Genomic DNA, 26,119 nt, shown 5'->3' with positions numbered 1-26,119 from the left:
AGACTACACCTCGTTAAACTGCTGATAACTTGATTCACTGAAACCCAGCAGCATAGGCTGACCGGGCGCGCAGAGCAATGGGCGTTTAATGATTGCCGGCATTTCCAGCATCAGTTTCGCCGCTGCGTCGGCGTTATTGATACCGGCGCGGACCGTTTCGTCCAGCTTGCGCCACGTTGTCCCTCGGGTGTTAAGCAGCGCTTCCCAGCCGAGTTCAGCGATAAAGGTGTCTAATAAACTGCGATCCAGACCGTCGACACGATAATCATGAAAACGATATTCTATCTGCTGGGCTTCCAGCCAGCGGCGGGCCTTTTTTATGGTGTCGCAGTTTTTTATCCCGTACATGGTGAGCATGATTAAACCTTTCCCGTTGAATTAAATGATTAGCTAAGATTCTTCCGAATATATAAGCCTTCAATAAATAATACGTGAATTGTTTTAATAAATATCATTTTTTCCCCCTGATATATATCCAGGTTTACACTCTGAACATTTTTTGCGCGCCGAACGGCGGCTACTGCTAGCGGCAGGGCGATCCTGGCACGATAGGCTGATGTGCAAATGTTGCTAAATGTTGCTGTTGGTCACATTAAATTGCTCAAATTAGGCTCATAGTACTTACGAATGAAAGGGGTATTCAGCAGGGGGGTAATGATAGTCATCAGAGCGATAGCGCAAACCATCTTTTAACCATCAATGAATTTGCATAAAATCACCCATAATAATAAGAGAGGCTATTATGATTGAACACGAACTGGGGAACTGGAAAGACTTTATCGAAGGCATGCTTCGTAAATAGTTTTCCGCAATAAAAGCATGGCGATTTCACAGGCAGAATAATAATGCAGTTGAAGCGACCACATGAAAAAGGCGACCTGTCCGGTCGCCTTTTCTGTTATTTGGCCCCGGCGAAAATATCGTCAGGGCGCGTCCCGATTATTGCGGCCGCTCCTTGAGCGGGAAGCGGCGGCGCACCAGCACGAAGAACAGCGGCACGAAGAAGATAGCCAGCACCGTGGCGGAGATCATCCCGCCCATTACCCCGGTGCCGACGGCATGCTGGCTGCCGGAGCCCGCCCCGGTACTGGTGGCCATCGGCAGTACGCCGAAGATAAACGCCAGCGAGGTCATCAGGATTGGCCGCAGACGCTGGCGGCAGGCGGAGAGCGTGGCGGTAAGCAGATCTTCGCCTTTCTGATTCAGTTCATTGGCAAATTCGACGATCAGAATGGCGTTTTTCGCCGACAGGCCGATTACCGTCAGCAGGCCCACCTGGAAATAGACATCGTTTTCCAGACCGCGCATCCAGGTCGCCAGCAGCGCGCCGATAACCCCCAGCGGCACCACCAGCATCACCGAGAACGGCACCGACCAGCTTTCGTACAGCGCCGCCAGGCACAGGAACACCACCAGTAGCGAGATGGCGTAAAGCGCTGGCGCCTGCGCCCCGGAGAGGCGTTCCTGATAGGACATCGCCGTCCATTCGAGGCCAAAGCCGTTCGGCAGCTGCTGGGCCAGCTCCTCCATAAGCGTCATGGCGGTACCGGTACTGACGCCCGGCGCGGCTTCACCGACGATTTCTACCGCCGAGTAGCCGTTGTAGCGCTCCAGACGCGGTGAACCGGTCTCCCAGCGCGAGGTGGCGAAGGCGGAGAAGGGCACCATCGTGCCGCTGCTGTTGCGTACGTACCACAGATTGATATCGTCCGGCAGCATGCGATACGGCGCCGCCGCCTGAACGTAGACCTTCTTCACGCGGCCGCGGTCCATAAAATCGTTGACGTAGCTTGATCCCCACGCGGTCTGCAGCGTGTCGTTGATATCGTCAATAGAGACGCCCAGCGCCTGCGCTTTACGCTGATCGATATCCACCTGCAGCTGCGGGCTATCGTCGAGGCCGTTGTGGCGCACGCGGGTGAGCTGGTTATTTTTAGCGGCCAGCTCCAGCAGGGTATCGCGGGCGGCCATCAGCGCTTCGTGCCCGTTGCCCGCGTGATCCTCCAGTTCCATATCGAAACCGGCGGAGCTGCCCAGACCGCTGATGGCCGGCGGGCTGCTGGCAAAGACGCGCGCTTCTTTAATTTTGTTAAACGCTTTGGTTGCGCGTTCGATGATGGCGAAAGAGGAGCCGGTGGTGGGATCGCGTTGGTCCCAGTCTTTCAGGCGTACGAACATACGCGCCACGTTCTGGCCGTTGCCGCCGGGGCCGGAACCGATGGTTGCGAACACCGATTCAACATTTTGCTTTTCATTGTTCAGGAAGTAGTCTTCCGCCTGCTGCACCACCTTCAGGGTTTGCTGCTGGGTCGAACCGCTTGGCAACTGCACCGAGGTGGTAAACATGCCGCGGTCTTCCAGCGGCAGGAACGACGTAGGCAGATGCAGAAACAGAAAGACCATTCCGCCCAGCAGCAGGACGTAGATCATTATCCAGCGTAGCGAACGATGAAGAATTTTGCCGACCGCGGTTTCGTAGCGGCTGGCGTTACGGTTAAAGGTGCGGTTAAACCAGCCGAAGAAGCCCCGCTGTCCGTGGGTTTCGCCTTTGTGAACCGGTTTTAACAGCGTGGCGCACAGCGCTGGCGTCAGGATCATCGCCACCAGAACCGACAGCACCATCGCCGAGACAATGGTAATCGAGAACTGGCGGTAGATCGCGCCGGTGGTGCCGCCGAAGAAGGCCATCGGCACAAATACCGCCGATAGCACCATGGCGATACCGACCAGCGCGCCCTGGATCTGACCCATGGATTTTCGCGTCGCTTCCCGCGGCGAGAGGCCCTCCTCGCTCATGATACGCTCGACGTTCTCCACCACTACGATGGCATCGTCCACCAGCAGGCCTATCGCCAGCACCACCGCGAACATGGTTAAAGTGTTAATGCTGTAGCCGCAGGCGTAGAGGACGGCAAAGGTCCCCATCAGCACTACCGGAACGGCGATGGTCGGGATCAGCGTGGCGCGGAAATTTTGCAGGAACAGATACATCACGAGGAACACCAGCGCGATGGCCTCAAGCAGCGTTTTCACCACGTCGGTAATCGATGCCTTCACAAATGAGGTAGTTTCGTAAGCGACTTTATATTCCAGGCCGTGCGGGAAGTACTGGGAGAGTTCGTTCAGGCGGTCGATCACGCGTTCGGCGGTCGCCATTTCGTTTGCGCCAGAGGCCAGCTTAACCCCCAGCCCGGACGCCGCCTGGCGGTTGTAGCGGCTGAGGTAATCGTATTTTTCCGCTCCCATCTCGACGGTGGCGACGTCACCGAGGGTGACCTCCGAACCGTCCTGATTAACCCGCAGGGTAATATCACGGAACTGTTCCGGCGTTTGTAACAGCGATTGTGAATTAATCGTCGCGTTGAGCGCCTGTTTGTCCACCGATGGCGTGCCGCCCAACTGGCCGACGGCGATCTGCGCGTTCTGCGAAGAGATGGCATCGGTGACGTCTTTTGCCGTCATTTGAAAGCTGTTGAGCTTGGCCGGATCGAGCCAGATGCGCATCGAATACTGGGAACCATAAGCGTCAATGTCGCCGACGCCATTCACCCGGCTGAGCGGGTCCTGAATATTACTGGCGACGTAGTCGGCGATATCCTGTTTATCCATGCTGCCGTCGGTGGAGACGAAGGCGATCGTCAGGATATTGGTATCCCCGGTTTTGCGTACCGTTACGCCCTGGTTCTGGACGGCCTGTGGGAGCTTACGCATCGCCGATTGCAGCTGGTTCTGCACCTGCTGGACGGCTTCATCCGGGTCGGTTCCGGCGGTAAAGCTCAGCGTCACGGTGGCCTGTCCGGTGCCGCTGCTCTGGGATGACATATACATCAGGTTGTCGAGGCCGGTCATATTCTGCTCGATAACCTGAGTGACGGTATTTTCCAGCGTCTGTGCCGAAGCGCCGGGATAGTTTGCTGTGATCCGCACGTTGGGTGGGGCAAGTTCAGGATATTGCTCAACGGGAAGCGACAAAATTGCGAGGATACCGGTCAGGCATAAAAGGATTGCCAGAACCCACGCAAAAATGGGGCGATCGATAAAAAAATTCGCCATCAGAATTAGGACCTCATTTTGCACATTTTTTTGTTATTGCACAGCCTGTGACACTCTAGCGGCAAGCCCTCAGGCAATCGTGGAGAAAATAAGGAGATAGTGTAATTTATCGTGTGCCTTTTATGGCAGCGTAAAGAACTCTCCTTCTATCTCTATCAGCGCCTGCTTCTCTGCGCGCCGCCGCAAACGTGACCATTATTACTTAGCTAAATAAAACGTAATTTCATTTAAGTCAAAAAAATTGATCCACCTCGGGTTATTACCAAAAAATCGGCAACCTGTGCAAATGCACATTGTTCCGGCACCGTTTTGTCGGGTAATAGATAGTCATGCGAATTGAGGGGTTATTCACCACGAAGACTGAAGGATGTCATGAACCACTTTATTTTAAGCGATAGTCATAAATGCATCGGATGCAAGGCTTGTGAGGTTGCCTGCGTCATGGCGCATAACGATGAGCAGCATGTATTGACCCCGCAGCGTTTTCTGCCGCGTATTACGGTTATCAAGCGCGAGCAAAAACGTAACGCCGTAACCTGTCACCATTGTGAAGGGGCACCGTGCGCCCGCAGTTGTCCGAATGGCGCTATCAGCCAGTTTAACGACAGCGTCCTGGTGAATCAGGAGAAATGTATCGGCTGTAAATCCTGTATGGTTGCCTGCCCGTTTGGCGTGATGCAGATCGTCCTGACGCCGGTAGAGGAGGGCAGAGTCAAAGCGACGGCGCATAAATGCGATTTGTGCGATGGTCGCGAAGAGGGGCCCGCCTGCGTGCAAAACTGTCCGGCCGAGGCGCTGCAGCTGGCGACGGACAGCACGCTGCTGAATCTGGCGAAGCAGCGGCGTCAGCGCGCGGCGCGTCTGGGTCATCCCGGCGCGGCGGTATTGGCGTGTTCCGCCGGAAAAGTCGCGCAGATGGAGGCGACGCCGCCGCGCGGCGAGCCCGACAAGCTATCCGCCGAGACCCGTAAGGCGAACTTTGACGAAATTTATCTGCCATTCAGCGCTGGTCAGGCCAACCGCGAGGCGGAACGCTGCCTGAAGTGCGGCGAGCACAGCATTTGTGAATGGACCTGCCCGCTGCATAACCACATCCCCCAGTGGATCGAGCGCGTAAAAGAAGGGGATATCTCCGCCGCCGTTGAGCTCTCTCACCAGACTAACTGCCTGCCGGAAATTACCGGCCGCGTCTGCCCGCAGGATCGCCTGTGCGAAGGAGCCTGCACGCTGCGCGATGAGCATGGTTCGGTGACCATCGGCAATATTGAACGCTATATCTCCGACCAGGCGCTGGCCAACGGCTGGCGGCCGGATCTTTCTCAGGTCGTTGAAAGCGGCAAGCGGGTGGCGATTATCGGCGCGGGTCCTGCCGGGCTTGCCTGCGCCGACCGGCTGGTGCGCAATGGCGTGAGTCCGGTGGTCTTTGACCGCCATCCGGAAATCGGCGGCCTGCTGACCTTTGGTATTCCGGCCTTTAAGCTGGATAAATCTCTGCTGGCCCGGCGGCGGGAAATCTTTACCCAGATGGGCGTGCGCTTTGAGCTGAACTGTGAGATAGGCAAAGATATCCCGCTGACGACGCTGCTTGATGACTATGACGCGGTATTTATTGGCGCCGGAACCTATCGCTCGATGAAAGCGGATCTGCCGAATGAAGACGCGCCCGGCGTATATGACGCGCTGCCGTTCCTGATCGCTAACACCAAACAGGTGATGGGGCTGCTGGAGCTGCCGGAAGAGCCTTACGTCAACACCGAAGGGCTGAACGTTGTGGTGCTCGGCGGCGGCGATACGGCGATGGACTGCGTGCGTACCGCGCTGCGCCACGGCGCGAAGCAGGTGACCTGCGCCTATCGTCGCGATGAAGCCAACATGCCCGGTTCGAAGAAAGAGGTGAAAAACGCGCGCGAAGAGGGGGCGCAGTTTGAATTTAACGTCCAACCGGTGACCCTGGAGCTGAACGAAGAGGGGCACGTCAACGGCGTACGCTTTCTGCGCACCCGGCTGGGCGCGCCTGACGCTCAGGGGCGCCGCAGCCCGTCGCCGATCCCCGGAAGCGAGTTTGTCATGCCCGCCGACGCGGTGATCATGGCCTTCGGTTTCCATCCGCACGGTATGCCGTGGCTGGAATCCGTCGGCGTTAAGCTCGACAGCCGCGGGCGGATTAAAGCCAATGTGGAAAGCCGCTATCGCTATCAGACCACCCATCGTAAAGTGTTTGCCGGCGGCGATGCGGTGCGCGGCGCCGATCTGGTGGTGACCGCCATGGCGGAAGGCCGCCACGCGGCGCAGGGGATCATGGATTTCCTCGGCGTTAAATCGATTCCGCTTCACTGACGACAAAGCGGGTTCCGCAGCGTAGTATGATATCGTTATTTCACGCTGTGGGGCCCGTATGTCACTCAATATCAACGTTATCAAAGATAAAATCCTCTCCGAAAACTGGTTCGTTCTGCGCAACATGACCTATGAACTGACGCGCAGCGACGGCAGCGTGGTTCGCCATAGACGCGAAGTCTACGATCGCGGCAACGGCGCTACCATCTTGCTGTATAACCGCCATAAGCAGACCGTCGTGCTGGTTCGCCAGTTCCGCATCGCGACCTGGATAAACGGCAACGAAGACGGGATGCTGATCGAAACCTGCGCCGGGCTGCTGGACAGCGACGAGCCGGAGGAGTGCGTGCGTAAAGAAGCCATTGAAGAGACCGGCTTCGAAGTCGGTGAAGTGCGCAAACTGTTTGAACTGTTTATGTCGCCCGGCGGCGTCACCGAGCTTATCTATTTCTTTATTGCCGAATATGACGATACTCAGCGGGCCAACGATGGCGGCGGCGTTGATGATGAAGATATTGAGGTGCTGGAGCTCCCTTATCATCGGGCGCTGGAGATGATGGCGAACGGGGAGATCCGCGATGGCAAAGCGGTGATCCTGCTGCAATATTTGCAAACCTCCGGGCTGATGAACGGGGATCTCTGATAAATCCGATTGAGTAAAACCTCGCCGCTGGTGAACATAGCCGCTGTGTATGGCGTTTTCTCCGGGGTTGTGCCGCTCATGTTGCATCGGGTTATTTTATTTCTGCTTTTCGGTTTACTGCCGACGTCGCTGGTGCGGGCGGCGCCGGCGCAACAGCTCTTCAATGACTGGCAGGTAACCTGCAACAATCAGAACTTCTGCGTGGCCCGCAACGTCGGGCTGCATCACGGCCTGGTCATGACCCTCACCCGCAGCGCCGGGGCGGCCACCAGCGCCAGCCTGCGTATTGAGCTCGGCGGCGTGGGCAACCCGGTCGCGGCGCTGGCGCCCATTGCGCCGCGCCTTCGCCTCGATGGTAAACCCCTGTCCCTGGGCGATAAACATTGGCAGATCGCCGACAAACTGCTTAAAACCGACGATAGCGTCACCATTGATGCTTTCCTGCAGCAGGTGCAGGACGCGCAGACGATGACGCTTGAAAATGGCCTACAGAGTATCTCTCTACAGGGGCTGAAAGCTGCTCTGCTGTTTATCGATAACCGGCAGAAGCGCGTGGGGAGCGAAACCGCGTGGGTGGGGAAGGGGGAAGAGCCGCCGCTCAGCGTTCCGCCTGCGCCGGCGCTGCGGTCGGTAGCGAGAATCGACGTCGCGCAATCGCCTCTCAGCCGCGATGAACTTAACGATTTAATGGATTACGGCAACGAGCGCATGAACAGCAGCGCCTGTTCGCTGGATCCGTTTCGCCGCGAGGTGCGGGTTGCCGCGCTAACCGACGATAAGGTTTTGCTGATGACCAGCTGTGAAGCGGGCGCCTACAACACGATTTGGCTGGCCTGGCTGGTGTCGCGTCAGCGACCGTATATTGCTCATCCGCTACGGCTTACGCTGCCTTTCCAGCCGCCCGGCGATGTGCCGCGTGACGTCGAGCTGGTGAACGCCCGCTACGACGATCGACGCCAGGAGCTGGTGACGCTGGATAAAGGGCGCGCGCCCGGCGACTGCGGGACGCAAACGCGCTGGCGCTATGACGGCCAGCGCTTTAGCCTGGTACGCTACGCGCAGCAGCCGCAGTGTGATAACTGGCAGGGGCCAGACGCCTGGCCCACGCTATGGGTTACCCGTTCTGTACCTCGTCCCCTACGCTGACGATATGCTCAACGGTAAAGCCGAAGTAAGGGAAGAGCTTATCGGCCGGGGCCGATTCACCGTAGCCGGTCATGCCGACAATTTTTCCTTTTAGTCCCACATATTTATACCAGTAGTCGGCGATCCCGGCCTCCACGGCGACGCGGGCGCTGACGTCCGATGGCAGCACGGACTCCCGATAGGCTTCATCCTGGGCATCAAACACGTCGGTCGATGGCAGGGAGACTACGCGCACGTTCACCCCTTTGGCCAGCAGCTTCTCCGCGGCCAGAACGGTGATCTCGACCTCTGAACCGGTGGCTATCAGGATCAGGTCCGGCTTGCCGCCGGCGTCCTTCAGTACGTAGCCGCCGCGGGCGATATTCTGTACCTGCTCCGGCGTGCGCGCCATCTGGGTCAGATTTTGCCGGGAGAGGATCAGCGCCGTCGGCCCGCTATGACGCTCTACCGCCAGTTTCCACGCCACCGCGGCCTCGACCTGATCGCACGGTCGCCAGGTGCTGAAGTTTGGCGTCAGGCGCAGGCTGGCCAGCTGTTCTACCGCCTGGTGCGTCGGGCCGTCTTCGCCGAGACCGATGGAGTCGTGGGTATAGACCATTATTTGCCGCGCTTTCATCAGCGCCGCCATACGCGCCGCGTTGCGGGCATATTCGACGAACATCAGGAAGGTGGCGGTATAAGGTACAAACCCGCCGTGGTGGGCGATGCCGTTGGCGATGGCCGTCATCCCGAATTCACGTACGCCGTAGTGAATATAGTTACCCGCCGGATCGTCTTTCAGCGAAGTCGAACCTTTCCAGATGGTCAGGTTACTCGGCGCGAGATCCGCGGAGCCGCCCAACAGTTCCGGTAGATGTGGGCCGTAGGCATCGAGGGCATTTTGCGAAGCCTTACGAGTGGCGATTTTCGCCGGATTGGCCTGCAGTTCAGCGATATATTTCCGCGTCGTTTCATCCCACGACTCAGGCAGTCCGCCGCTCATACGCCGCGTAAACTCCGCTGCCAGCTGAGGATGGGCCTGCTGATAGGCGGCAAACTTCTCCTCCCAGCTTTTCTGCGCTTTTTGTCCCTTTTCACGCGCGTCCCAGGCCCGGTAAATCTCTTTTGGGATCTCAAACGCCGGGTGATGCCAGCCCAACTGCTGGCGCGCCAGCGCTACTTCCTGTTCTCCCAGCGCGGCGCCGTGAGCCTCTTCTTTGCCGGCTTTATTCGGTGAACCAAAGCCTATCACCGTACGGCAGATAATTAGCGAGGGTTTGTCCTTCACGCTCTGGGCTTCCAGAATCGCTTTCTTCACGGCTTCGGGATCGTGGCCGTCAATTTCATGCACCACATGCCAGTGATAGGCCTCAAAGCGTTTTGCCGTGTCATCGGTAAACCAGCCTTTGGTTTCGCCATCAATGGAAATGCCGTTGTGGTCGTAGAAGCCGATAAGCTTGCCCAGTCCTAGCGTACCCGCCAGAGAGCAGACTTCGTGAGAAATCCCCTCCATCAGACAGCCATCGCCCATAAACACGTAGGTAAAGTGGTCGACGATCTCATGGTCTGGCTGATTAAACTGCGCCGCCAGCGTGCGCTCGGCGATAGCCAGCCCCACCGCGTTCGCCAGCCCTTGCCCCAGCGGCCCGGTGGTGGTTTCAACCCCCGGGGTATAGCCGATTTCCGGGTGGCCCGGCGTTTTGGAATGCAGCTGACGGAAGTTTTTTATCTCTTCGATGGGCAAATCATAGCCCGTCAGATGCAGCAGGCTGTAGAGCAGCATCGACGCGTGGCCGTTGGAGAGAATAAAGCGGTCGCGATCGTACCATTGCGGGTTTTCAGGATTGTGCTTAAGGAAATCGTTCCACAGCACCTCTGCGATATCGGCCATGCCCATCGGCGCGCCGGGGTGGCCGGAGTTGGCTTTCTGGACTGCATCCATACTCAGGGCGCGGATGGCGTTAGCGAGTTCTCTACGGGACATAATGTGCTCCTGAAACAATAGGTTGTATGAGTTTTTATTGGTTTAGGATAGAGAGGATGATGAGTTGCATAACTAAAAAGCATAGCAGACGGGGCTATCATTGCTTCTGAAACTAAGTTACATAAACATTATAAATCGATAACAAATATAACTTTGTTATGGCGAGAGTTTGGCGGTGTTCAAAGTTTACGAAGCCGTCAGGCGAGATACTAGGTGACCCTTTAGGGTGAACACCAGGTAGGCCATTACGCTTCACCCCCTACGATCGATACGTGAAAGGAACGATAAAATGGATGAGCAGTTAAAACAAAGCGCCCTTGATTTCCACGAATTCCCGGTCCCCGGAAAAATCCAGGTCTCCCCGACAAAACCGCTGGCTACCCAACGCGATCTGGCCCTGGCCTACTCGCCGGGCGTTGCCGCGCCCTGTCTGGAAATCGAGAAGGACCCGCTGGCAGCCTATAAATATACCGCGCGCGGCAACCTCGTCGCGGTGGTCTCCAACGGCACGGCCGTACTGGGGCTGGGCAATATCGGCGCGCTGGCCGGTAAGCCGGTGATGGAAGGCAAAGGCGTTCTGTTTAAAAAGTTCGCCGGCATCGATGTGTTCGATATTGAAGTCGATGAGCTGGACCCGGACAAATTTATCAACGTCGTTGCGGCGCTGGAGCCGACCTTCGGCGGTATCAACCTCGAAGATATCAAAGCGCCGGAGTGCTTCTACATCGAGCAAAAGCTGCGCGAGCGCATGAATATTCCGGTCTTCCATGACGATCAGCACGGGACGGCGATTATCAGTACCGCAGCGATTCTCAACGGGCTGCGGGTGGTGGAGAAAAACATTTCCGACGTGCGGATGGTGGTCTCCGGCGCGGGCGCGGCGGCGATCGCCTGTATGAACCTGCTGGTGGCGCTGGGAATGCAGAAACACAACATCGTGGTCTGCGACTCGAAAGGCGTTATCTATAAGGGCCGTGAGCCGAATATGGCGGAGACGAAGGCGGCCTATGCGGTAGAAGACAGCGGCAAACGCACGCTGGATGACGTGATTGACGGGGCGGACATTTTCCTTGGCTGCTCAGGCCCGAAAGTGCTGACTCCGGAGATGGTGAAAAAAATGGCCCGCGCGCCGATGATTCTGGCGCTGGCCAACCCGGAGCCGGAGATTCTGCCGCCGCTGGCGAAAGAGGTACGCTCCGACGCCATTATCTGTACCGGACGTTCTGACTATCCGAACCAGGTAAACAACGTTCTGTGCTTCCCGTTCATCTTCCGCGGGGCGCTGGACGTCGGCGCAACGGCGATTAACGAAGAGATGAAGCTGGCGGCAGTACACGCGATTGCCGAGCTGGCGCACGCCGAACAGAGCGAAGTGGTGGCCTCCGCCTACGGCGATCAGGACCTGAGCTTCGGCGCGGAATATATCATTCCGAAACCGTTCGACCCGCGGCTGATCGTTAAGATCGCCCCGGCAGTGGCGAAAGCGGCGATGGACTCCGGCGTGGCGACCCGCCCGATCGCCGATTTTGACGCCTACATTGAGAAGCTCAGCGAGTTCGTCTACAAAACGAACCTGTTTATGAAGCCGATTTTCTCCCAGGCGCGTAAAGAGCCGAAGCGGGTAGTGCTGGCGGAAGGGGAAGATTCCCGCGTCCTGCACGCGACCCAGGAACTGGTCTCTCTTGGGCTGGCGAAACCGATTTTAATCGGTCGCCCGGGCGTCATTGAGATGCGAATCCAGAAGCTAGGGCTGCAGATTAAAGCCGGGGTTGACTTTGAGATCGTGAATAACGAATCCGACCCGCGCTTTAAAGAGTACTGGAACGAATATTACAGCCTGATGAAGCGCCGCGGGATCACTCAGGAGCAGGCGCAGCGGGCGGTGATCAGCAATACCACGGTGATCGGCGCAATCATGGTGCAGCGCGGCGAAGCCGATGCGATGATCTGCGGCACCATCGGTGACTATCACGAGCATTACAGCGTCATACAGCCGCTGTTCGGCTACCGCGAAGGAGTCCATGCGGCCGGGGCGATGAACGCGCTGCTGCTGCCGAGCGGCAACACCTTTATCGCCGACACCTATGTCAATCACGATCCGTCGCCGGAGCAAATTGCCGAAATCACCCTGATGGCGGCGGAAACCGTTCGTCGTTTCGGTATTGAACCGCGGGTGGCGCTGCTGTCGCACTCGAACTTTGGCTCCTCTGACTGCCCGTCCGCCAGCAAAATGCGCCAGGCGCTGGAGCTGGTGAAGGCGCAGGCGCCGGAGCTGATGATCGATGGCGAAATGCACGGTGATGCCGCGCTGGTGGAAAGCATTCGTAATGAGCGGATGCCGGATAGCCCGCTGAAAGGCTCGGCTAATATTCTGGTGATGCCGAATATGGAAGCGGCGCGTATTAGTTACAACTTACTTCGCGTCTCCAGCTCCGAAGGCGTCACCGTCGGACCGGTGCTGATGGGCGTCGCGAAGCCGGTGCATATTCTGACGCCAATTGCTTCGGTACGGCGTATCGTAAATATGGTCGCGCTGGCCGTTGTCGAAGCGCAAACTCAGCCACTGTAATTTTCATTTAATTATTTCAGGCGCGGGAATTATCCCGCGCTTTTTTATTTCTGTTTATAAGTGATCTATCTCACCTTTCAAATCAACTTGCCGAATTTTGTTATTTACTCCCGCGGAAACTTGTCACGATAAGCGCAAGTTTTAGCGGAGCGGTGAGCCATGGATAAAGAACGCATCATTCAGGAATTTGTACCCGGTAAGCAGGTGACGCTGGCGCATCTGATCGCGCATCCGGGGGCAGAACTGGCGAAAAAGATCGGCGTTCCCGAATCTGGCGCTATCGGCATTATGACCTTAACCCCTGGAGAAACCGCGATGATCGCCGGTGATTTAGCGATGAAGGCCGCCGATGTGCATATCGGTTTTCTCGACCGGTTTAGCGGCGCGCTGGTGATCTACGGCTCGGTCGGCGCGGTAGAAGAGGCGCTGCTACAGACGGTAAGCGGGCTCGGTCGATTATTAAATTATACCCTCTGCGAGTTAACCAAAAGCTAATTAGGTGCGGCGATGAAACGTATTGCATTTGTCGGTACGGTGGGCGCGGGAAAAACAACGCTATTTAATGCGCTGCAGGGAAATTATTCCCTCGCGAGAAAAACGCAGGCCGTGGAATTTAATGAAGAAGGCGATATCGACACCCCGGGAGAATATTTCAACCATCCGCGCTGGTACCACGCATTAATTACCACGCTGCAGGATGTCGATACGCTGATTTATGTCCACGCGGCCAACGATACCGAAAGTCGCTTACCCGCTGGGCTACTGGATATTGGCGCGAATAAACGACACATCGCCGCGATTAGCAAAACGGACGTGCCGGACGCCGACGTCGCCGCGGTGCGGCAACTGCTCTACGAGATGGGGTTTCAGGAACCGATTTTCGAACTCAACGGTCACGATCCGCAAAGCGTAAAGCATCTGGTGAATTACCTGAGTGAGCTCAGCCAAAAGGAGGAAGGGGCAGGTGAAGAAACTTATCACAGCTAACGATATTCGTGCGGCCCACGCACGAGGCGAAGCGGAAATATCGGTTGTGCTGCGCGCCAGCATCATCACCCCGGAAGCCCGCGAAGTCGCGGAGCTGCTGGGCGTCGCCATCCGGGAGTGCGATGAATCTGCGCCAGAGCCGGCGGCACCGGCGGCAGAGGATAAAACCGAAAGCCAGCGCATTCGCGAAACCATTATCGCGCAGCTGCCGGAAGGGCAGTTTACCGAAAGCCTGGTGGCGCAGCTAATGGAAAAAGTGATGAAGGAGAAGCAGTCGCTGGGGATGGACGCGATGCAGCCCAGCTTTAAGGCGGTTACCGGTAAAGGCGGCGTGAAGGTTATTGACGGCGGCAGCGTGAAGTTCGGCCGCTTCGACGGCGCGGAGCCGCACCGGGTCGGCCTGACGGATTTAATTACCGAGCAGGACGGCAGCAGCATGGCCGCCGGGTTTATGCAGTGGGAAAACGCCTTTTTCCCGTGGACGCTGAACTATGACGAGGTCGATATGGTGCTGGAGGGCGAACTCCACGTGCGCCATGAAGGCGAAACCATGGTGGCCAAAGCCGGGGACGTGATGTTTATCCCGAAAGGCTCCAGCATTGAATTCGGCACGCCGTCGACGGTGCGCTTCATGTATGTCGCCTGGCCTGCGAACTGGCAATCGCTATGAAAGATTTCATCACCGAAGCCTGGCTCAGAGCGAATCATACGCTCAGCGAAGGGGCAGAAATTCATCTGCCCGCCGACGCCCGCCTGACGCCATCGGCCCGGGAGCTGCTGGAAAGCCGCCGTCTGCGCATCAAGTTTATCGACGAGCAGGGCAGCCTGTTCGTTGATGACGACGCGCAGCAGCCGCAGCCGGTACACGGTTTGACCAGCAGCGACACGCACCCGCAGGCCTGTTGCGAACTGTGCCGCCAGGCGGTGAAGAAAAAGCCGGACACCCTGACCCACCTGACGGCGGAAAAAATGGTCGCCAAAAGCGACCCGCGGCTGGGCTTTCGCGCCGCCCTCGACGCCACTATCGCCCTGGCAGTCTGGCTGCAAATCGAACTGGCGGAGCCCTGGCAGCCGTGGCTGGCGGATATCCGCTCGCGCCTCGGCAACATTATGCGCGCCGACGCCCTGGATGAACCGCTGGCGGCGCAGTCCATCGTCGGGCTGAACGAGGATGCGCTGCACCGGCTTTCCCACCAGCCGCTGCGCTATCTCGACCACGATCATCTGGTGCCGGAAGCCAGCCACGGCCGCGATGCCGCGCTGCTCAATCTGCTGCGCTGTAAAATTCGTGAAACGGAAACGGTCGCCGCGCAGGTCTTTATTACCCGCAGTTTTGAGGTATTGCGCCCGGACCTTCTGCAGGCGCTGAACCGCCTCTCCAGCACCGTCTACGTGATGATGATTTTAAGCGTGGCGAAACATCCGCTGACCGTCAGCCAAATCCAACAGCGTCTGGGAGGGGAGCAATGATTATTGAACGCGCCCGTCAGCTCGCTTTGCGTTCACCCGCCCGGGTGGTGTTTGCGGACGCGCTGGATATTCGCGTCCTCAAAGCGGCGCACTATCTCCAGCAGCAGAGGCTGGCAAAGCCGATTTTGATCGCCAGCCCTTTTGCCCTGCGCCAGTTCGCCCTCAACCATCGCCTGCCGATGGACGGTATGCAGATCGTCGACCCGCTCAGCAACCGGCAAATACGCGCAGCGTTTGCCCGGCGCTGGCTGGACCGCGCCGGGGAAAAAACGCCGCCGGACGCCGAGGAAAAACTCAACGACCCGCTGATGTTCGCCGCCGCCATGGTCGGCGCCGGTCAGGCCGACGTGTGTATTGCCGGCAATCTCTCCTCGACGGCGAACGTGCTGCGTGCCGGATTACGCATTATTGGCCTTCAGCCTGGCTGCAAAACGCTGTCGTCGATTTTTCTGATGCTTCCGCAGTACGCCGGACCGGCATTAGGGTTCGCCGACTGCAGCGTGGTGCCGCAGCCGACGGCGGCGCAGCTGGCGGATATCGCCATCGCCAGCGCGGAAACATGGCAGGCCATCACCGGCGAAGAGCCGCGCGTGGCGATGCTGTCGTTTTCCAGCAACGGCAGCGCCCGTCATCCCAACGTCGCCAACGTACAGCAGGCCACCGGGATCGTACGCCAGCGCGCCCCGCAGCTGATGGTTGATGGCGAACTGCAGTTTGACGCCGCCTTCGTTCCGGAGGTCGCCGCGCAAAAAGCGCCCGCCAGTCCGCTACAGGGCCGGGCCAACGTGATGGTTTTTCCCTCGCTGGAGGCGGGCAACATTGGCTACAAAATCGCCCAGCGCCTGGGCGGCTACCGCGCGGTCGGGCCGCTGATTCAGGGACTTGCCGCGCCGCTTCACGACCTCTCCCGAGGCTGTAGCGTGCAGGAAATTATCGAACTGGCGTTGGTGGCAGCAGTGCCGCGCCAGACTGACGCGAGCCGGGTAAACCGCTCGCAAACACGGGTTGTATAAACGGTCCCGTTCTGGACCCCATGAGAGGAAAACACAATGGAAGCATTAGGAATGATTGAAACCCGGGGCCTGGTTGCGCTGATTGAGGCCTCTGACGCGATGGTAAAAGCCGCGCGCGTGAAGCTGGTTGGCGTCAAGCAGATTGGCGGCGGTCTGGTGACCGCGATGGTGCGCGGCGATGTGGCGGCGTGCAAAGCGGCGACGGATGCGGGTGCCGCGGCGGCGCAGCGCATTGGCGAGCTGGTCTCAGTGCACGTTATTCCGCGCCCGCATGGCGATCTGGAAGAGGTGTTCCCCATCAGTTTCAAAGGCGACAGCAACATTTGACTCACGGCCGGATAAGCCGCGCAAGCGCCGCTATCCGGCATTAACGCGCGCTATTGCCTGATGGCGCTGCGCTTATCAGGCCTACGACTCACCACGTAATCCAGGGAGGCGGGTATGAAACTGGCAGTCGTCACGGGACACATTGTCTGCACCGTCCGCCATCAGGGGCTGGCGCACGACAAGCTGCTGATGGTGGAGATGATTGATGCCGCAGGGAAGCCTGACGGGCAGTGCGCCGTCGCCACCGATAGCATCGGCGCGGGGGCCGGGGAATGGGTACTGCTGGTGAGCGGCAGCTCGGCGCGACAGGCGCACCGCAGCGAGGCGTCTCCTGTCGATTTGTGCGTCATCGGTATCGTCGATGAAGCGGTGGCCGGCGGTCAGGTGATTTTCCATAAATAGGACTGAACATCATGAATCAACAGGATATTGAACAGGTGGTGAAAGCGGTACTGCTGAAAATGACGGACAGCAGCAAGCCGGACAGCACCGTTCATGAAATGGGCGTCTTCGCCTCCCTTGATGACGCCGTCGCGGCAGCAAAAGTGGCTCAGCAGGGGCTGAAAAGCGTGGCGATGCGTCAGCTGGCGATTCACGCCATTCGCGAGGCGGGCGAAAAATACGCCAGGGAATTAGCGGAGCTGGCGGTGAGCGAAACCGGCATGGGCCGGGTGGAGGATAAATTTGCCAAAAACGTGGCGCAGGCGCGCGGTACGCCGGGCGTGGAGTGCCTCTCTCCGCAGGTGCTGACCGGCGATAACGGCCTGACGCTGATTGAAAACGCGCCGTGGGGCGTGGTGGCCTCGGTCACCCCATCCACCAACCCGGCGGCGACGGTGATTAATAACGCCATCAGCCTGATTGCCGCGGGCAACAGCGTGGTGTTCGCCCCGCATCCGGCGGCGAAAAAGGTCTCTCAGCGGGCGATTATGCTGCTCAACCAGGCGGTGATTGCCGCGGGCGGCCCGGCCAATCTGCTGGTCACCGTGGCGAACCCGGATATTGAAACGGCCCAGCGGCTGTTTAAGTACCCCGGCATTGGTCTGCTGGTGGTCACCGGCGGCGAAGCGGTGGTGGAGTCCGCGCGAAAACATACCAATAAACGTCTGATCGCCGCCGGGGCCGGTAACCCGCCGGTGGTGGTCGACGAAACCGCCGACCTGGCGCGCGCCGCGCAGTCCATCGTCAAAGGCGCCTCGTTTGATAACAACATCATCTGCGCCGACGAAAAGGTGCTGATTGTGGTCGATAGCGTTGCCGACGAATTGATGCGCCTGATGGAAGGCCAGCAGGCGGTGAAGCTCACCGCCGCTCAGGCCGAGCAGCTTCAGCCGGTGCTGCTCAAAAATATCGACGAGCGCGGCAAAGGCACCGTCAGCCGCGACTGGGTTGGCCGCGACGCCGGCAAGATTGCCGCAGCCATCGGCCTGAACGTTCCGCCGCAGACGCGTCTGCTGTTCGTTGAAACCCCGGCCAGCCATCCGTTTGCCGTCACCGAACTGATGATGCCGGTGCTCCCGGTGGTACGGGTGGCCAACGTCGACGAAGCCATCGCGCTGGCGGTTCAGCTGGAAGGCGGCTGCCACCATACGGCGGCGATGCACTCGCGCAATATCGACAACATGAACCAGATGGCGAACGCCATTGATACCAGCATTTTCGTCAAAAACGGGCCGTGCATCGCCGGACTCGGCCTGGGCGGGGAGGGCTGGACCACCATGACCATCACCACGCCAACCGGGGAGGGGGTGACCAGCGCGCGCACCTTTGTCCGCCTGCGCCGCTGCGTGCTGGTAGACGCCTTCCGAATTGTATAAGGGATGACCGATGGCACACGACGAACAACGTTGGCTCACGCCCCGGCTGCAAAAAGCGGCGGTCCTGTGTAACCAGACGCCTGCGCTCAGCGGTTCGCCGCTGTGGCTGGGCGTGGATTTAGGCACCTGCGATGTGGTGTCGATGGTGGTCGACGGCGACGGGCAGCCGGTTGCGGTGTGCCTCGACTGGGCGGACGTGGTGCGCGACGGCATCGTCTGGGATTTCTTCGGCGCCGTCACCATCGTGCGCCGCCATCTCGACGCGCTGGAACGGCAGCTTGGCTGCCGCTTCACTCATGCGGCGACCTCATTTCCGCCGGGCACCGACCCGCGTATTTCGATCAACGTGCTGGAGTCCGCAGGGTTAGAGGTGAGTCACGTACTCGATGAACCGACCGCGGTGGCGGACCTGCTGCAGCTCGATAACGCCGGCGTGGTGGATATCGGCGGCGGCACCACCGGGATCGCCATCGTGAAGCGCGGCAAGGTGACCTACTCCGCCGATGAAGCGACCGGCGGCCACCATATCTCCCTGACCCTTGCCGGTAACCGCCGCATCCCGCTGGAAGAGGCGGAGCAGTACAAGCGCAGCAACGCGCAGGAGATTTGGCCGGTGGTGAAGCCGGTGTACGAAAAGATGGCGGAGATCGTCGCTCGTCATATTGAGGGTCAGGGAATAGCCGATTTGTGGCTGGCGGGCGGCTCCTGCATGCAGCCGGGCGTGGATGCGCTGTTTCGTAAGCGCTTCCCGGAATTACAGGTGCATTTACCGCAGCACAGCCTGTTTATGACCCCGCTGGCGATAGCCAGCAGCGGGAGAGAGAAAGCGGAGGGAATCAATGCAAGCTGAACTGCAGACGGCGCTCTTTCAGGCATTCGACACCCTGAATTTGCAGCGGGTGAAAACCTTCAGCGTGCCGCCGGTGACGCTGTGCGGCCTCGGCGCGCTCAGCGCCTGTGGCCAGGAAGCGCAAGCGCGAGGCGTAAACCATCTGTTTGTGATGGTCGACAGCTTCCTGCATCAGGCGGGACTGACCGCGGGGCTTGCGCGCAGCCTGGCGGTGAAAGGCGTGGCGATGACCGTCTGGCCCTGTCCGCCAGGGGAGCCGTGCGTTACCGACGTCTGCGCGGCGGTGGCGCAGCTGCGCGAAGCGAAGTGCGACGGCGTGGTGGCCTTTGGCGGCGGTTCGGTGCTGGACGCGGCGAAAGCGGTGGCGCTGTTGGTCACCAACCCAGAGCAGACGCTAAGTGAGATGACGGAAAGCAGCGTACTGCGCCCGCGTCTGCCGCTGATTGCGGTGCCGACCACCGCCGGAACCGGCTCAGAAACCACCAACGTGACGGTGATTATCGATGCGGTCAGCGGGCGCAAGCAGGTGCTGGCCCACGCCTCGCTCATGCCGGACGTGGCGATTCTCGACGCCGCCCTGACCGAAGGCGTTCCGCCCCAGGTGACGGCGATGACCGGGATAGACGCGCTGACCCACGCCGTTGAGGCGTACAGCGCGCTCAACGCGACGCCCTTCACCGATAGTCTGGCGCTTGGCGCGATAGCGATGATCGGCCAGGCGCTGCCGAAAGCCGTGGGTTACGGCCACGACCTCGCCGCCCGCGAAAGTATGCTGCTGGCTTCCTGCATGGCGGGAATGGCTTTTTCCAGCGCCGGTCTGGGCTTATGCCATGCGATGGCGCATCAGCCCGGCGCGGCGCTGCATATTCCACACGGGCAGGCTAACGCCATGCTGCTGCCAACGGTGATGGCGTTTAACCGCATGGTATGCCGCGAGCGGTTCAGGCAAATCGGCCGGGCGCTCATCGCTAAAAAAACCGATGACCACGAGGCAATCGCCGCCGTTGAGGCGCTGATCGCTGAAGTCGGCCTGAGCAAACGACTCTCTGATGCCGGGGCGAAGCCCGAACATTTCAGCGCATGGGCGCAGGCGGCGCAGGAAGACATTTGTCTGCGCGCCAATCCACGCACCGCCACCCGGGAGCAGATTATCGATCTGTACGCGGCGGCGCACTGATGCGGCCTTAACACCGGCGAATTTTCCCGGAGGCGATGCTGCGCATCTGTCCGGGCTACAAGCCTGGCAAGCCGCGCTGAACCGGTAGCCCGGGCAAGGCGCTTTGCGCCGCCCCCGGGGGAAGACCGCAGAGTGTTAATACAAATCTTAAATGACAGGGAGTAAAGGCTATGGGAATTAACGAAATCATCATGTACATCATGATGTTCTTTATGCTGATTGCCGCCGTGGACAGGATCCTGTCGCAGTTTGGCGGTTCGGCGCGCTTTCTCGGCAAGTTTGGCAAAAGCATCGAGGGATCCGGCGGCCAGTTCGAAGAGGGCTTTATGGCGATGGGCGCGCTGGGCCTGGCGATGGTCGGGATGACCGCGCTGGCGCCGGTACTGGCGCACCTGCTCGGTCCGGTGATTATTCCGCTGTATGAAATGCTCGGCGCCAACCCGTCGATGTTCGCCGGAACGCTGCTGGCCTGCGATATGGGCGGCTTCTTCCTCGCCAAAGAGCTGGCGGGCGGTGACGTGGCGGCGTGGCTCTATTCCGGCCTGATCCTCGGGGCGATGATGGGGCCGACGCTGGTGTTCTCCATTCCGGTCGCGCTCGGCATCATCGAACCCTCCGATCGCCGCTACCTGGCGCTGGGCGTGCTGGCCGGGATCGTCACGATTCCGATCGGCTGTATCGCCGGCGGTCTGGTGGCCATGTACTCCGGCGTGGAGATTAACGGACAGCCGGTAGAGTTCACCTTCGCGCTGATCCTGATGAATATGATCCCGGTGCTTATCGTCGCGGTGCTGGTCGCGCTGGGGCTGAAGTTTATTCCGGAAAAAATGATCAACGGCTTCCAGATCTTCGCCAAATTTCTGGTGGCGCTGATCACCATCGGCCTGGCGGCGGCGGTCATCAAGTTCCTGCTTGGCTGGGATCTGATCCCAGGGCTTGACCCGATCTTTATGGCTCCCGGCGACCAGCCCGGCGAGGTGATGCGCGCTATCGAAGTTATTGGTTCGATCTCTTGCGTGCTGCTCGGCGCTTACCCGATGGTGTTGTTGCTGACCCGCTGGTTTGAAAAGCCGCTGATGCGCGTCGGTAATCTGCTGAAAATCAATAATATGGCCGCTGGCGGGATGGTGGCGACGCTGGCTAACAACATCCCGATGTTCGGCATGATGAAGCAGATGGATACCCGCGGCAAAGTGATCAACTGCGCGTTCTCCGTCTCCGCCGCATTCGCGCTGGGCGACCACCTGGGCTTCGCCGCCGCTAACATGAACGCCATGATCTTCCCGATGATCGTCGGCAAGCTGATCGGCGGCGTTACCGCTATCGGCGTGGCGATGCTGCTGGTGCCAAAAGATGAAAACGTACCCGCGGCAGCGAAAACCGAAGCGGAGGCGCAATCGTGAAAACTCGCCAGCTGCTGAGCGTAGGTATCGATATCGGCACCACCACCACTCAGGTGATCTTCTCCCGCCTTGAGCTGGTTAACCGTGCGGCGGTGTCGCAGGTGCCGCGCTACGAATTCATCAAACGCGAAATTAGCTGGCAAAGCCCGGTCTTCTTCACGCCTGTCGATAAGCAGGGCGGTCTGAAGGAGGCCGAACTCAAGACGCTGATTCTGGCGCAGTATCAGGCCGCCGGCATTGCCCCCGAATCGGTGGATTCCGGGGCGATCATTATTACCGGCGAAAGCGCGAAAACCCGTAACGCCAGGCCGGCGGTGATGGCGCTCTCGCAGTCGCTGGGCGATTTCGTGGTGGCCAGCGCCGGGCCGCACCTGGAGTCGGTGATTGCCGGTCACGGCGCCGGGGCGCAAGCCCTGTCGGCACAGCGCCTGTGCCGGGTTCTCAACATCGATATCGGCGGCGGCACGTCAAACTATGCCCTGTTTGACGCCGGCAAAGTCAGCGGCACCGCCTGCCTCAACGTCGGCGGTCGCCTGCTGGAGACCGACGGCCAGGGGCGCGTGGTCCACGCGCATCAGCCTGGACAGATGATTGCCGATGCGGTTTTCGGCCCCGGAACCTGCGCCCGCTCGCTGAGCGCCGGGCAGCTTACCCAGGTGGCGCGGCGGATGGCGGAGCTGATCGTCGAAGTCATCGACGGCGCGCTCTCCCCGCTGGCGCAACGGCTGATGCAAACCGGCCTGCTGCCCGCAGGCGTTAAGCCTGAGGTGATTACCCTTTCCGGTGGAGTGGGCGAGTGCTATCGCCACCAGCCCGCCGACCCGTTCTGTTTTTCTGACATTGGACCGCTGCTGGCCACGGCGCTGCACGAGCATCCGCGCCTGCGTGAGATGAACGTGCAGTTCCCGGCGCAAACCGTGCGCGCCACGGTGATTGGCGCCGGCGCGCACACGCTTTCGCTCTCTGGTAGCACCATCTGGCTGGAGGGGGTTCAGCTACCGCTGCGCAACCTGCCGGTGGCGATCCCGCTTGATGACGCCGATCTGCTGAGCGCCTGGCAGCAGGCGCTGATGCAGCTCGATCTGGATCCTAAAACGGATGCTTACGTGCTGGCGCTTCCCGCATCGCTACCGGTGCGCTACGCCACCCTGCTGGTGGTGATTGACGCGCTACTGGCTTTTGTCGCGCGCTTTCCCAACCCGCATCCACTGCTGGTGGTGGCGGAACAGGACTTTGGCAAAGCGCTGGGCATGCTGCTGCGCCCGCAATTACAACAACTCCCGCTGGCGGTCATCGATGAGGTGAGCGTCCGGGCGGGGGACTATATCGACATTGGTACGCCTCTTTTTGGCGGATCGGTTGTGCCGGTGACGGTGAAATCACTCGCATTTCCTTCCTGAGGGAACGACTTATGAAACTAAAGACCACATTGTTCGGCAATGTTTATCAGTTTAAGGATGTAAAAGAGGTGCTGGCTAAAGCCAACGAATTGCGTTCGGGGGATGTGCTGGCGGGCGTGGCGGCGGAAAGTTCGCAGCAGCGCGTGGCGGCGAAGCAGGTGCTCTCCGATATGACGGTCGCCGATATTCGTAACAACCCGGTGATTCCGTATGAAGAGGATTGCGTGACGCGCCTGATCCAGGACGACGTCAACGAAACCGCCTATCAGCGGATTAAAAACTGGACCATCAGCGACCTGCGCGAATACGTACTCAACGATGAAGTCACCAGCGACGATATTGCGTTTGTGCGCAAAGGGCTGACCTCAGAAGTGGTGGCGGCGGTGGCGAAGGTCTGTTCCAACGCCGACCTGATCTACGGCGCGAAGAAAATGCCGGTGATTAAAAAAGCCAACACCACCATCGGCCTGCCTGGCACCTTTAGCTGCCGCCTGCAGCCGAACGATACCCGCGATGACGTGCAGAGCATTGCCGCGCAAATCTACGAAGGGCTCTCTTTCGGTGCGGGCGATGCGGTGATCGGCGTCAACCCGGTGACCGATGACGTGGAGAACCTGACCCGCGTCCTCGATACCGTCTATGGCGTTATCGATAAATTCAATATCCCCACCCAGGGCTGCGTGCTGGCGCACGTCACCACCCAGATTGAAGCGATCCGCCGCGGCGCCCCGGGCGGCCTGATCTTCCAGAGCATCTGCGGCAGCGAAAAGGGGCTAAAAGAGTTTGGCGTGGAGCTGGCGATGCTCGATGAGGCGCGGGCGGTCGGCGCCGAGTTCAACCGTATCGCCGGGGAGAACTGCCTGTACTTTGAAACCGGGCAGGGCTCGGCGCTGTCGGCTGGTGCCAACTTCGGCGCCGATCAGGTGACGATGGAGGCGCGTAACTACGGCCTGGCGCGGCACTACGATCCGTTCCTCGTCAATACCGTGGTGGGCTTTATCGGGCCGGAATATCTCTATAACGATCGGCAGATTATTCGCGCCGGTCTGGAAGACCACTTTATGGGCAAGCTGAGCGGCATCTCGATGGGCTGCGACTGCTGCTACACCAACCATGCCGACGCCGACCAGAACCTCAATGAAAACCTGATGATTCTGCTCGCCACCGCCGGCTGCAACTACATCATGGGCATGCCGCTCGGCGACGACATCATGCTCAACTATCAGACCACCGCGTTTCACGATACCGCCACCGTCCGTCAGCTGCTGAATTTACGGCCGTCGCCGGAGTTCGAACGCTGGCTGGAAACCATGGGCATTATGGCAAACGGTCGTCTGACCAAACGGGCGGGCGATCCGTCACTGTTCTTTTGATGACGCGGGGATGACACATGATGGATCAAAAGCAGATTGAAGAAATTGTACGTAGCGTGATGGCGTCAATGGGACAACCGCAAACGGCTACGCAAGCGCCTGAGGCGACGGTGGCGAAATGCGCCAGCCAGTGTGAGGTGGCGGCGGAGAGCTGCACGCTGGATTTAGGTTCGCCAGAGGCGAAAGGCTGGATTGGCGTGCAGCAGCCGCATCGCGCGGAAGTGCTGGCCGAACTGAAGCGCAGCACCGCGGCGCGCGTGTGTACCGGCCGCGCCGGCCCGCGTCCGCGCACCCTCGCGCTGCTGCGCTTTCTCGCCGACCACTCGCGCTCCAAGGATACGGTGCTGAAAGAGGTTCCGGAAGAGTGGGTGAAAACCCAGGGATTGCTGGAGGTACGCTCCGAAATTAGCGACAAAAACCTCTACCTGACGCGCCCGGATATGGGCCGTCGGCTGAGTCCGGAGGCGATTGAGGCGCTGAAGGCGCAGTGCGTGGCGAATCCTGACGTTCAGGTGGTGGTGTCCGATGGCCTCTCTACCGACGCGATCACCGTCAACTATGAAGAGATCCTGCCGCCGCTGCTGTCGGGGCTGAAGCAGGCCGGGCTGAAGGTCGGTACGCCGTTCTTCGTCCGCTACGGGCGGGTCAAAATTGAAGATCAGATTGGCGAAATCCTCGGCGCGAAAGTGGTGATCCTGCTGGTGGGCGAACGTCCGGGGCTGGGGCAGTCGGAAAGCCTCTCCTGTTACGCCGTTTATTCGCCGCGCGTGGCCACCACCGTCGAAGCGGACCGGACCTGTATTTCAAATATCCACCAGGGCGGCACGCCGCCGGTAGAAGCCGCCGCGGTGATCGTCGATTTGGCCAAACGCATGCTGGAGCAGAAGGCTTCCGGCATCAACATGACTCGGTAAGGAGGCATCATGCCTGCATTAGATTTAATTCGCCCTTCGGTGACGGCCATGCGCGTGATTGCTTCAGTGAATGACGGCTTTGCCCGCGAGCTTAAATTACCGCCGCATATACGTAGCCTCGGACTCATCACGGCGGATTCAGATGATGTGACTTATATTGCCGCTGACGAAGCGACAAAACAGGCGATGGTCGAAGTGGTATATGGCCGCTCGCTCTACGCCGGCGCGGCTCACGGTCCTTCGCCAACCGCAGGTGAAGTGCTGATTATGCTGGGCGGCCCGAACCCGGCGGAAGTTCGCGCCGGTCTGGATGCGATGGTGGCGCATATCGAAAATGGGGCTGCGTTCCAGTGGGCCAACGATGCCGAAGATACGGCGTTTCTGGCGCACGTGGTGTCGCGAACCGGCTCTTATCTCTCGTCTACCTCCGGTATCGCGCTGGGCGATCCGATCGCTTACCTGGTAGCGCCGCCGCTGGAGGCGACCTTCGGCATCGATGCGGCAATGAAATCGGCCGACGTTCAACTGGTGACCTACGTGCCGCCGCCGTCGGAAACCAACTATTCCGCCGCGTTTTTGACGGGTAGTCAGGCCGCCTGTAAAGCCGCCTGCAATGCCTTTACCGATGCCGTTCTGGATATTGCCCGTCATCCAATCCAGCGCGCGTAAGGGGGAAG

General features: G+C 59.5%; 22 protein-coding genes and 1 pseudogene. 20 read left to right on the top strand and 3 right to left on the bottom strand.

Annotated elements, in window-relative coordinates; translation table 11 throughout:
* Positions 1–3: 3 nt before the first annotated feature.
* Positions 4–357, bottom strand: a complete 354-nt coding sequence (locus BWI76_RS20865) for an ArsC family reductase (protein WP_004136525.1) — start codon at positions 355–357, stop codon at positions 4–6.
* A 385-nt stretch (positions 358–742) separates the two neighbouring features.
* Between BWI76_RS20865 and ypfM the strand changes: the two genes are divergently transcribed.
* Positions 743–802: a protein YpfM gene (gene ypfM, locus BWI76_RS28220; protein WP_100181659.1), complete on the top strand. Its 60-nt coding sequence runs from the start codon at positions 743–745 to the stop codon at positions 800–802.
* Between the two features lie 137 nt (positions 803–939).
* Here ypfM and acrD read toward each other — a convergent pair whose 3' ends face one another.
* Entirely contained in the window at positions 940–4,053 is a 3,114-nt protein-coding gene (acrD, locus tag BWI76_RS20860) for a multidrug efflux RND transporter permease AcrD (protein WP_004136527.1), read from the bottom strand.
* A 372-nt stretch (positions 4,054–4,425) separates the two neighbouring features.
* On the opposite strand from acrD, the gene aegA reads away from it, so the two are divergent.
* The 3 genes and pseudogenes from aegA to BWI76_RS20840 all read left to right on the top strand — a co-directional run bounded on the left by aegA (position 4,426) and on the right by BWI76_RS20840 (position 8,179).
* Complete coding sequence (gene aegA, locus BWI76_RS20850) at positions 4,426–6,390, top strand: formate-dependent uric acid utilization protein AegA (protein ID WP_049099595.1); 1,965 nt, start codon at positions 4,426–4,428, stop codon at positions 6,388–6,390.
* Positions 6,391–6,448: 58 nt separating this feature from the next.
* A pseudogene (nudK, locus tag BWI76_RS20845) lies at positions 6,449–7,046 on the top strand (GDP-mannose pyrophosphatase NudK).
* 65 nt (positions 7,047–7,111) lie between these two features.
* The gene (locus tag BWI76_RS20840; protein WP_024359326.1) at positions 7,112–8,179 is read left to right on the top strand and encodes a DUF1176 domain-containing protein; all 1,068 of its coding nucleotides are present in this window, start codon (positions 7,112–7,114) and stop codon (positions 8,177–8,179) included.
* Here the strand turns inward: BWI76_RS20840 and tkt are convergent.
* A complete protein-coding gene (gene tkt / locus BWI76_RS20835; protein ID WP_004136533.1) occupies positions 8,148–10,142 on the bottom strand; it encodes a transketolase in 1,995 nt (664 codons plus the stop codon). The genes BWI76_RS20840 and tkt overlap by 32 nt on opposite strands.
* A gap of 289 nt (positions 10,143–10,431) precedes the next feature.
* Here tkt and maeB point away from each other — a divergent pair, with 289 nt between their 5' ends.
* The 16 genes from maeB (at position 10,432) to eutL (ending at position 26,111) form a co-directional block, all read left to right on the top strand.
* Complete coding sequence (maeB, locus tag BWI76_RS20830) at positions 10,432–12,711, top strand: NADP-dependent oxaloacetate-decarboxylating malate dehydrogenase (RefSeq protein ID WP_004136534.1); 2,280 nt, start codon at positions 10,432–10,434, stop codon at positions 12,709–12,711.
* A 159-nt stretch (positions 12,712–12,870) separates the two neighbouring features.
* A complete protein-coding gene (gene eutS, locus BWI76_RS20825) occupies positions 12,871–13,206 on the top strand; it encodes an ethanolamine utilization microcompartment protein EutS (RefSeq protein ID WP_004123425.1) in 336 nt (111 codons plus the stop codon).
* Positions 13,207–13,218: 12 nt separating this feature from the next.
* On the top strand, positions 13,219–13,698 hold the full coding sequence (gene eutP / locus BWI76_RS20820; protein ID WP_004136535.1) for an ethanolamine utilization acetate kinase EutP: 480 nt from the start codon (positions 13,219–13,221) through the stop codon (positions 13,696–13,698).
* Positions 13,676–14,368: an ethanolamine utilization acetate kinase EutQ gene (gene eutQ / locus BWI76_RS20815; protein ID WP_004136536.1), complete on the top strand. Its 693-nt coding sequence runs from the start codon at positions 13,676–13,678 to the stop codon at positions 14,366–14,368. The genes eutP and eutQ overlap by 23 nt, the downstream gene beginning before the upstream one ends.
* Entirely contained in the window at positions 14,365–15,168 is an 804-nt protein-coding gene (gene eutT, locus BWI76_RS20810) for an ethanolamine utilization cob(I)yrinic acid a,c-diamide adenosyltransferase EutT (RefSeq protein ID WP_004136537.1), read from the top strand. The genes eutQ and eutT overlap by 4 nt, the downstream gene beginning before the upstream one ends.
* On the top strand, positions 15,165–16,181 hold the full coding sequence (pta, locus tag BWI76_RS20805) for a phosphate acetyltransferase (RefSeq protein ID WP_049085974.1): 1,017 nt from the start codon (positions 15,165–15,167) through the stop codon (positions 16,179–16,181). Before eutT ends, pta begins: the two co-directional genes overlap by 4 nt.
* A gap of 36 nt (positions 16,182–16,217) precedes the next feature.
* Positions 16,218–16,508, top strand: coding sequence for an ethanolamine utilization microcompartment protein EutM (gene eutM / locus BWI76_RS20800; RefSeq protein ID WP_000387720.1), 291 nt, complete (start codon positions 16,218–16,220; stop codon positions 16,506–16,508).
* 114 nt (positions 16,509–16,622) lie between these two features.
* Positions 16,623–16,910: an ethanolamine utilization microcompartment protein EutN gene (eutN, locus tag BWI76_RS20795; RefSeq protein WP_004123418.1), complete on the top strand. Its 288-nt coding sequence runs from the start codon at positions 16,623–16,625 to the stop codon at positions 16,908–16,910.
* Positions 16,911–16,921: 11 nt separating this feature from the next.
* The gene (locus tag BWI76_RS20790; protein WP_049088214.1) at positions 16,922–18,325 is read left to right on the top strand and encodes an aldehyde dehydrogenase family protein; all 1,404 of its coding nucleotides are present in this window, start codon (positions 16,922–16,924) and stop codon (positions 18,323–18,325) included.
* Positions 18,326–18,335: 10 nt separating this feature from the next.
* Positions 18,336–19,175: an ethanolamine utilization protein EutJ gene (eutJ, locus tag BWI76_RS20785; RefSeq protein WP_004870732.1), complete on the top strand. Its 840-nt coding sequence runs from the start codon at positions 18,336–18,338 to the stop codon at positions 19,173–19,175.
* Positions 19,165–20,352: an ethanolamine utilization ethanol dehydrogenase EutG gene (gene eutG, locus BWI76_RS20780; RefSeq protein WP_004870733.1), complete on the top strand. Its 1,188-nt coding sequence runs from the start codon at positions 19,165–19,167 to the stop codon at positions 20,350–20,352. Before eutJ ends, eutG begins: the two co-directional genes overlap by 11 nt.
* A gap of 170 nt (positions 20,353–20,522) precedes the next feature.
* On the top strand, positions 20,523–21,755 hold the full coding sequence (gene eutH / locus BWI76_RS20775; RefSeq protein ID WP_004123412.1) for an ethanolamine utilization protein EutH: 1,233 nt from the start codon (positions 20,523–20,525) through the stop codon (positions 21,753–21,755).
* Positions 21,752–23,155, top strand: coding sequence for an ethanolamine ammonia-lyase reactivating factor EutA (gene eutA / locus BWI76_RS20770; protein ID WP_049085972.1), 1,404 nt, complete (start codon positions 21,752–21,754; stop codon positions 23,153–23,155). The genes eutH and eutA overlap by 4 nt, the downstream gene beginning before the upstream one ends.
* Before the next feature lie 11 nt (positions 23,156–23,166).
* Positions 23,167–24,528 (top strand): ethanolamine ammonia-lyase subunit alpha, encoded by a 1,362-nt coding sequence (gene eutB / locus BWI76_RS20765; protein ID WP_004870740.1) that lies wholly within the window; start codon positions 23,167–23,169, stop codon positions 24,526–24,528.
* Positions 24,529–24,548: 20 nt separating this feature from the next.
* Positions 24,549–25,442, top strand: a complete 894-nt coding sequence (gene eutC, locus BWI76_RS20760; RefSeq protein ID WP_004870743.1) for an ethanolamine ammonia-lyase subunit EutC — start codon at positions 24,549–24,551, stop codon at positions 25,440–25,442.
* A 9-nt stretch (positions 25,443–25,451) separates the two neighbouring features.
* Positions 25,452–26,111, top strand: a complete 660-nt coding sequence (gene eutL / locus BWI76_RS20755; protein ID WP_004123400.1) for an ethanolamine utilization microcompartment protein EutL — start codon at positions 25,452–25,454, stop codon at positions 26,109–26,111.
* The last annotated feature ends 8 nt before the right edge of the window (positions 26,112–26,119 follow it).

The sequence above is a fragment of the Klebsiella sp. M5al genome (assembly GCF_002090195.1).
Taxonomy (GTDB): domain Bacteria; phylum Pseudomonadota; class Gammaproteobacteria; order Enterobacterales; family Enterobacteriaceae; genus Klebsiella; species Klebsiella grimontii.
Note: the sequence above shows the minus strand (reverse complement) of the source record. Positions and strands in the feature narration are given on the sequence as shown.

Coding starts and splice junctions, on each gene's coding strand:
- BWI76_RS20865 (WP_004136525.1), bottom strand. CDS start 357: ATGCTCACCATGTACGGGATAAAAAACTGCGACACCATAAAAAAGGCC.
- acrD (WP_004136527.1), bottom strand. CDS start 4,053: ATGGCGAATTTTTTTATCGATCGCCCCATTTTTGCGTGGGTTCTGGCA.
- aegA (WP_049099595.1), top strand. CDS start 4,426: ATGAACCACTTTATTTTAAGCGATAGTCATAAATGCATCGGATGCAAG.
- BWI76_RS20840 (WP_024359326.1), top strand. CDS start 7,112: ATGTTGCATCGGGTTATTTTATTTCTGCTTTTCGGTTTACTGCCGACG.
- tkt (WP_004136533.1), bottom strand. CDS start 10,142: ATGTCCCGTAGAGAACTCGCTAACGCCATCCGCGCCCTGAGTATGGAT.
- maeB (WP_004136534.1), top strand. CDS start 10,432: ATGGATGAGCAGTTAAAACAAAGCGCCCTTGATTTCCACGAATTCCCG.
- eutS (WP_004123425.1), top strand. CDS start 12,871: ATGGATAAAGAACGCATCATTCAGGAATTTGTACCCGGTAAGCAGGTG.
- eutP (WP_004136535.1), top strand. CDS start 13,219: ATGAAACGTATTGCATTTGTCGGTACGGTGGGCGCGGGAAAAACAACG.
- eutT (WP_004136537.1), top strand. CDS start 14,365: ATGAAAGATTTCATCACCGAAGCCTGGCTCAGAGCGAATCATACGCTC.
- pta (WP_049085974.1), top strand. CDS start 15,165: ATGATTATTGAACGCGCCCGTCAGCTCGCTTTGCGTTCACCCGCCCGG.
- eutM (WP_000387720.1), top strand. CDS start 16,218: ATGGAAGCATTAGGAATGATTGAAACCCGGGGCCTGGTTGCGCTGATT.
- eutN (WP_004123418.1), top strand. CDS start 16,623: ATGAAACTGGCAGTCGTCACGGGACACATTGTCTGCACCGTCCGCCAT.
- BWI76_RS20790 (WP_049088214.1), top strand. CDS start 16,922: ATGAATCAACAGGATATTGAACAGGTGGTGAAAGCGGTACTGCTGAAA.
- eutJ (WP_004870732.1), top strand. CDS start 18,336: ATGGCACACGACGAACAACGTTGGCTCACGCCCCGGCTGCAAAAAGCG.
- eutG (WP_004870733.1), top strand. CDS start 19,165: ATGCAAGCTGAACTGCAGACGGCGCTCTTTCAGGCATTCGACACCCTG.
- eutH (WP_004123412.1), top strand. CDS start 20,523: ATGGGAATTAACGAAATCATCATGTACATCATGATGTTCTTTATGCTG.
- eutB (WP_004870740.1), top strand. CDS start 23,167: ATGAAACTAAAGACCACATTGTTCGGCAATGTTTATCAGTTTAAGGAT.
- eutC (WP_004870743.1), top strand. CDS start 24,549: ATGGATCAAAAGCAGATTGAAGAAATTGTACGTAGCGTGATGGCGTCA.
- eutL (WP_004123400.1), top strand. CDS start 25,452: ATGCCTGCATTAGATTTAATTCGCCCTTCGGTGACGGCCATGCGCGTG.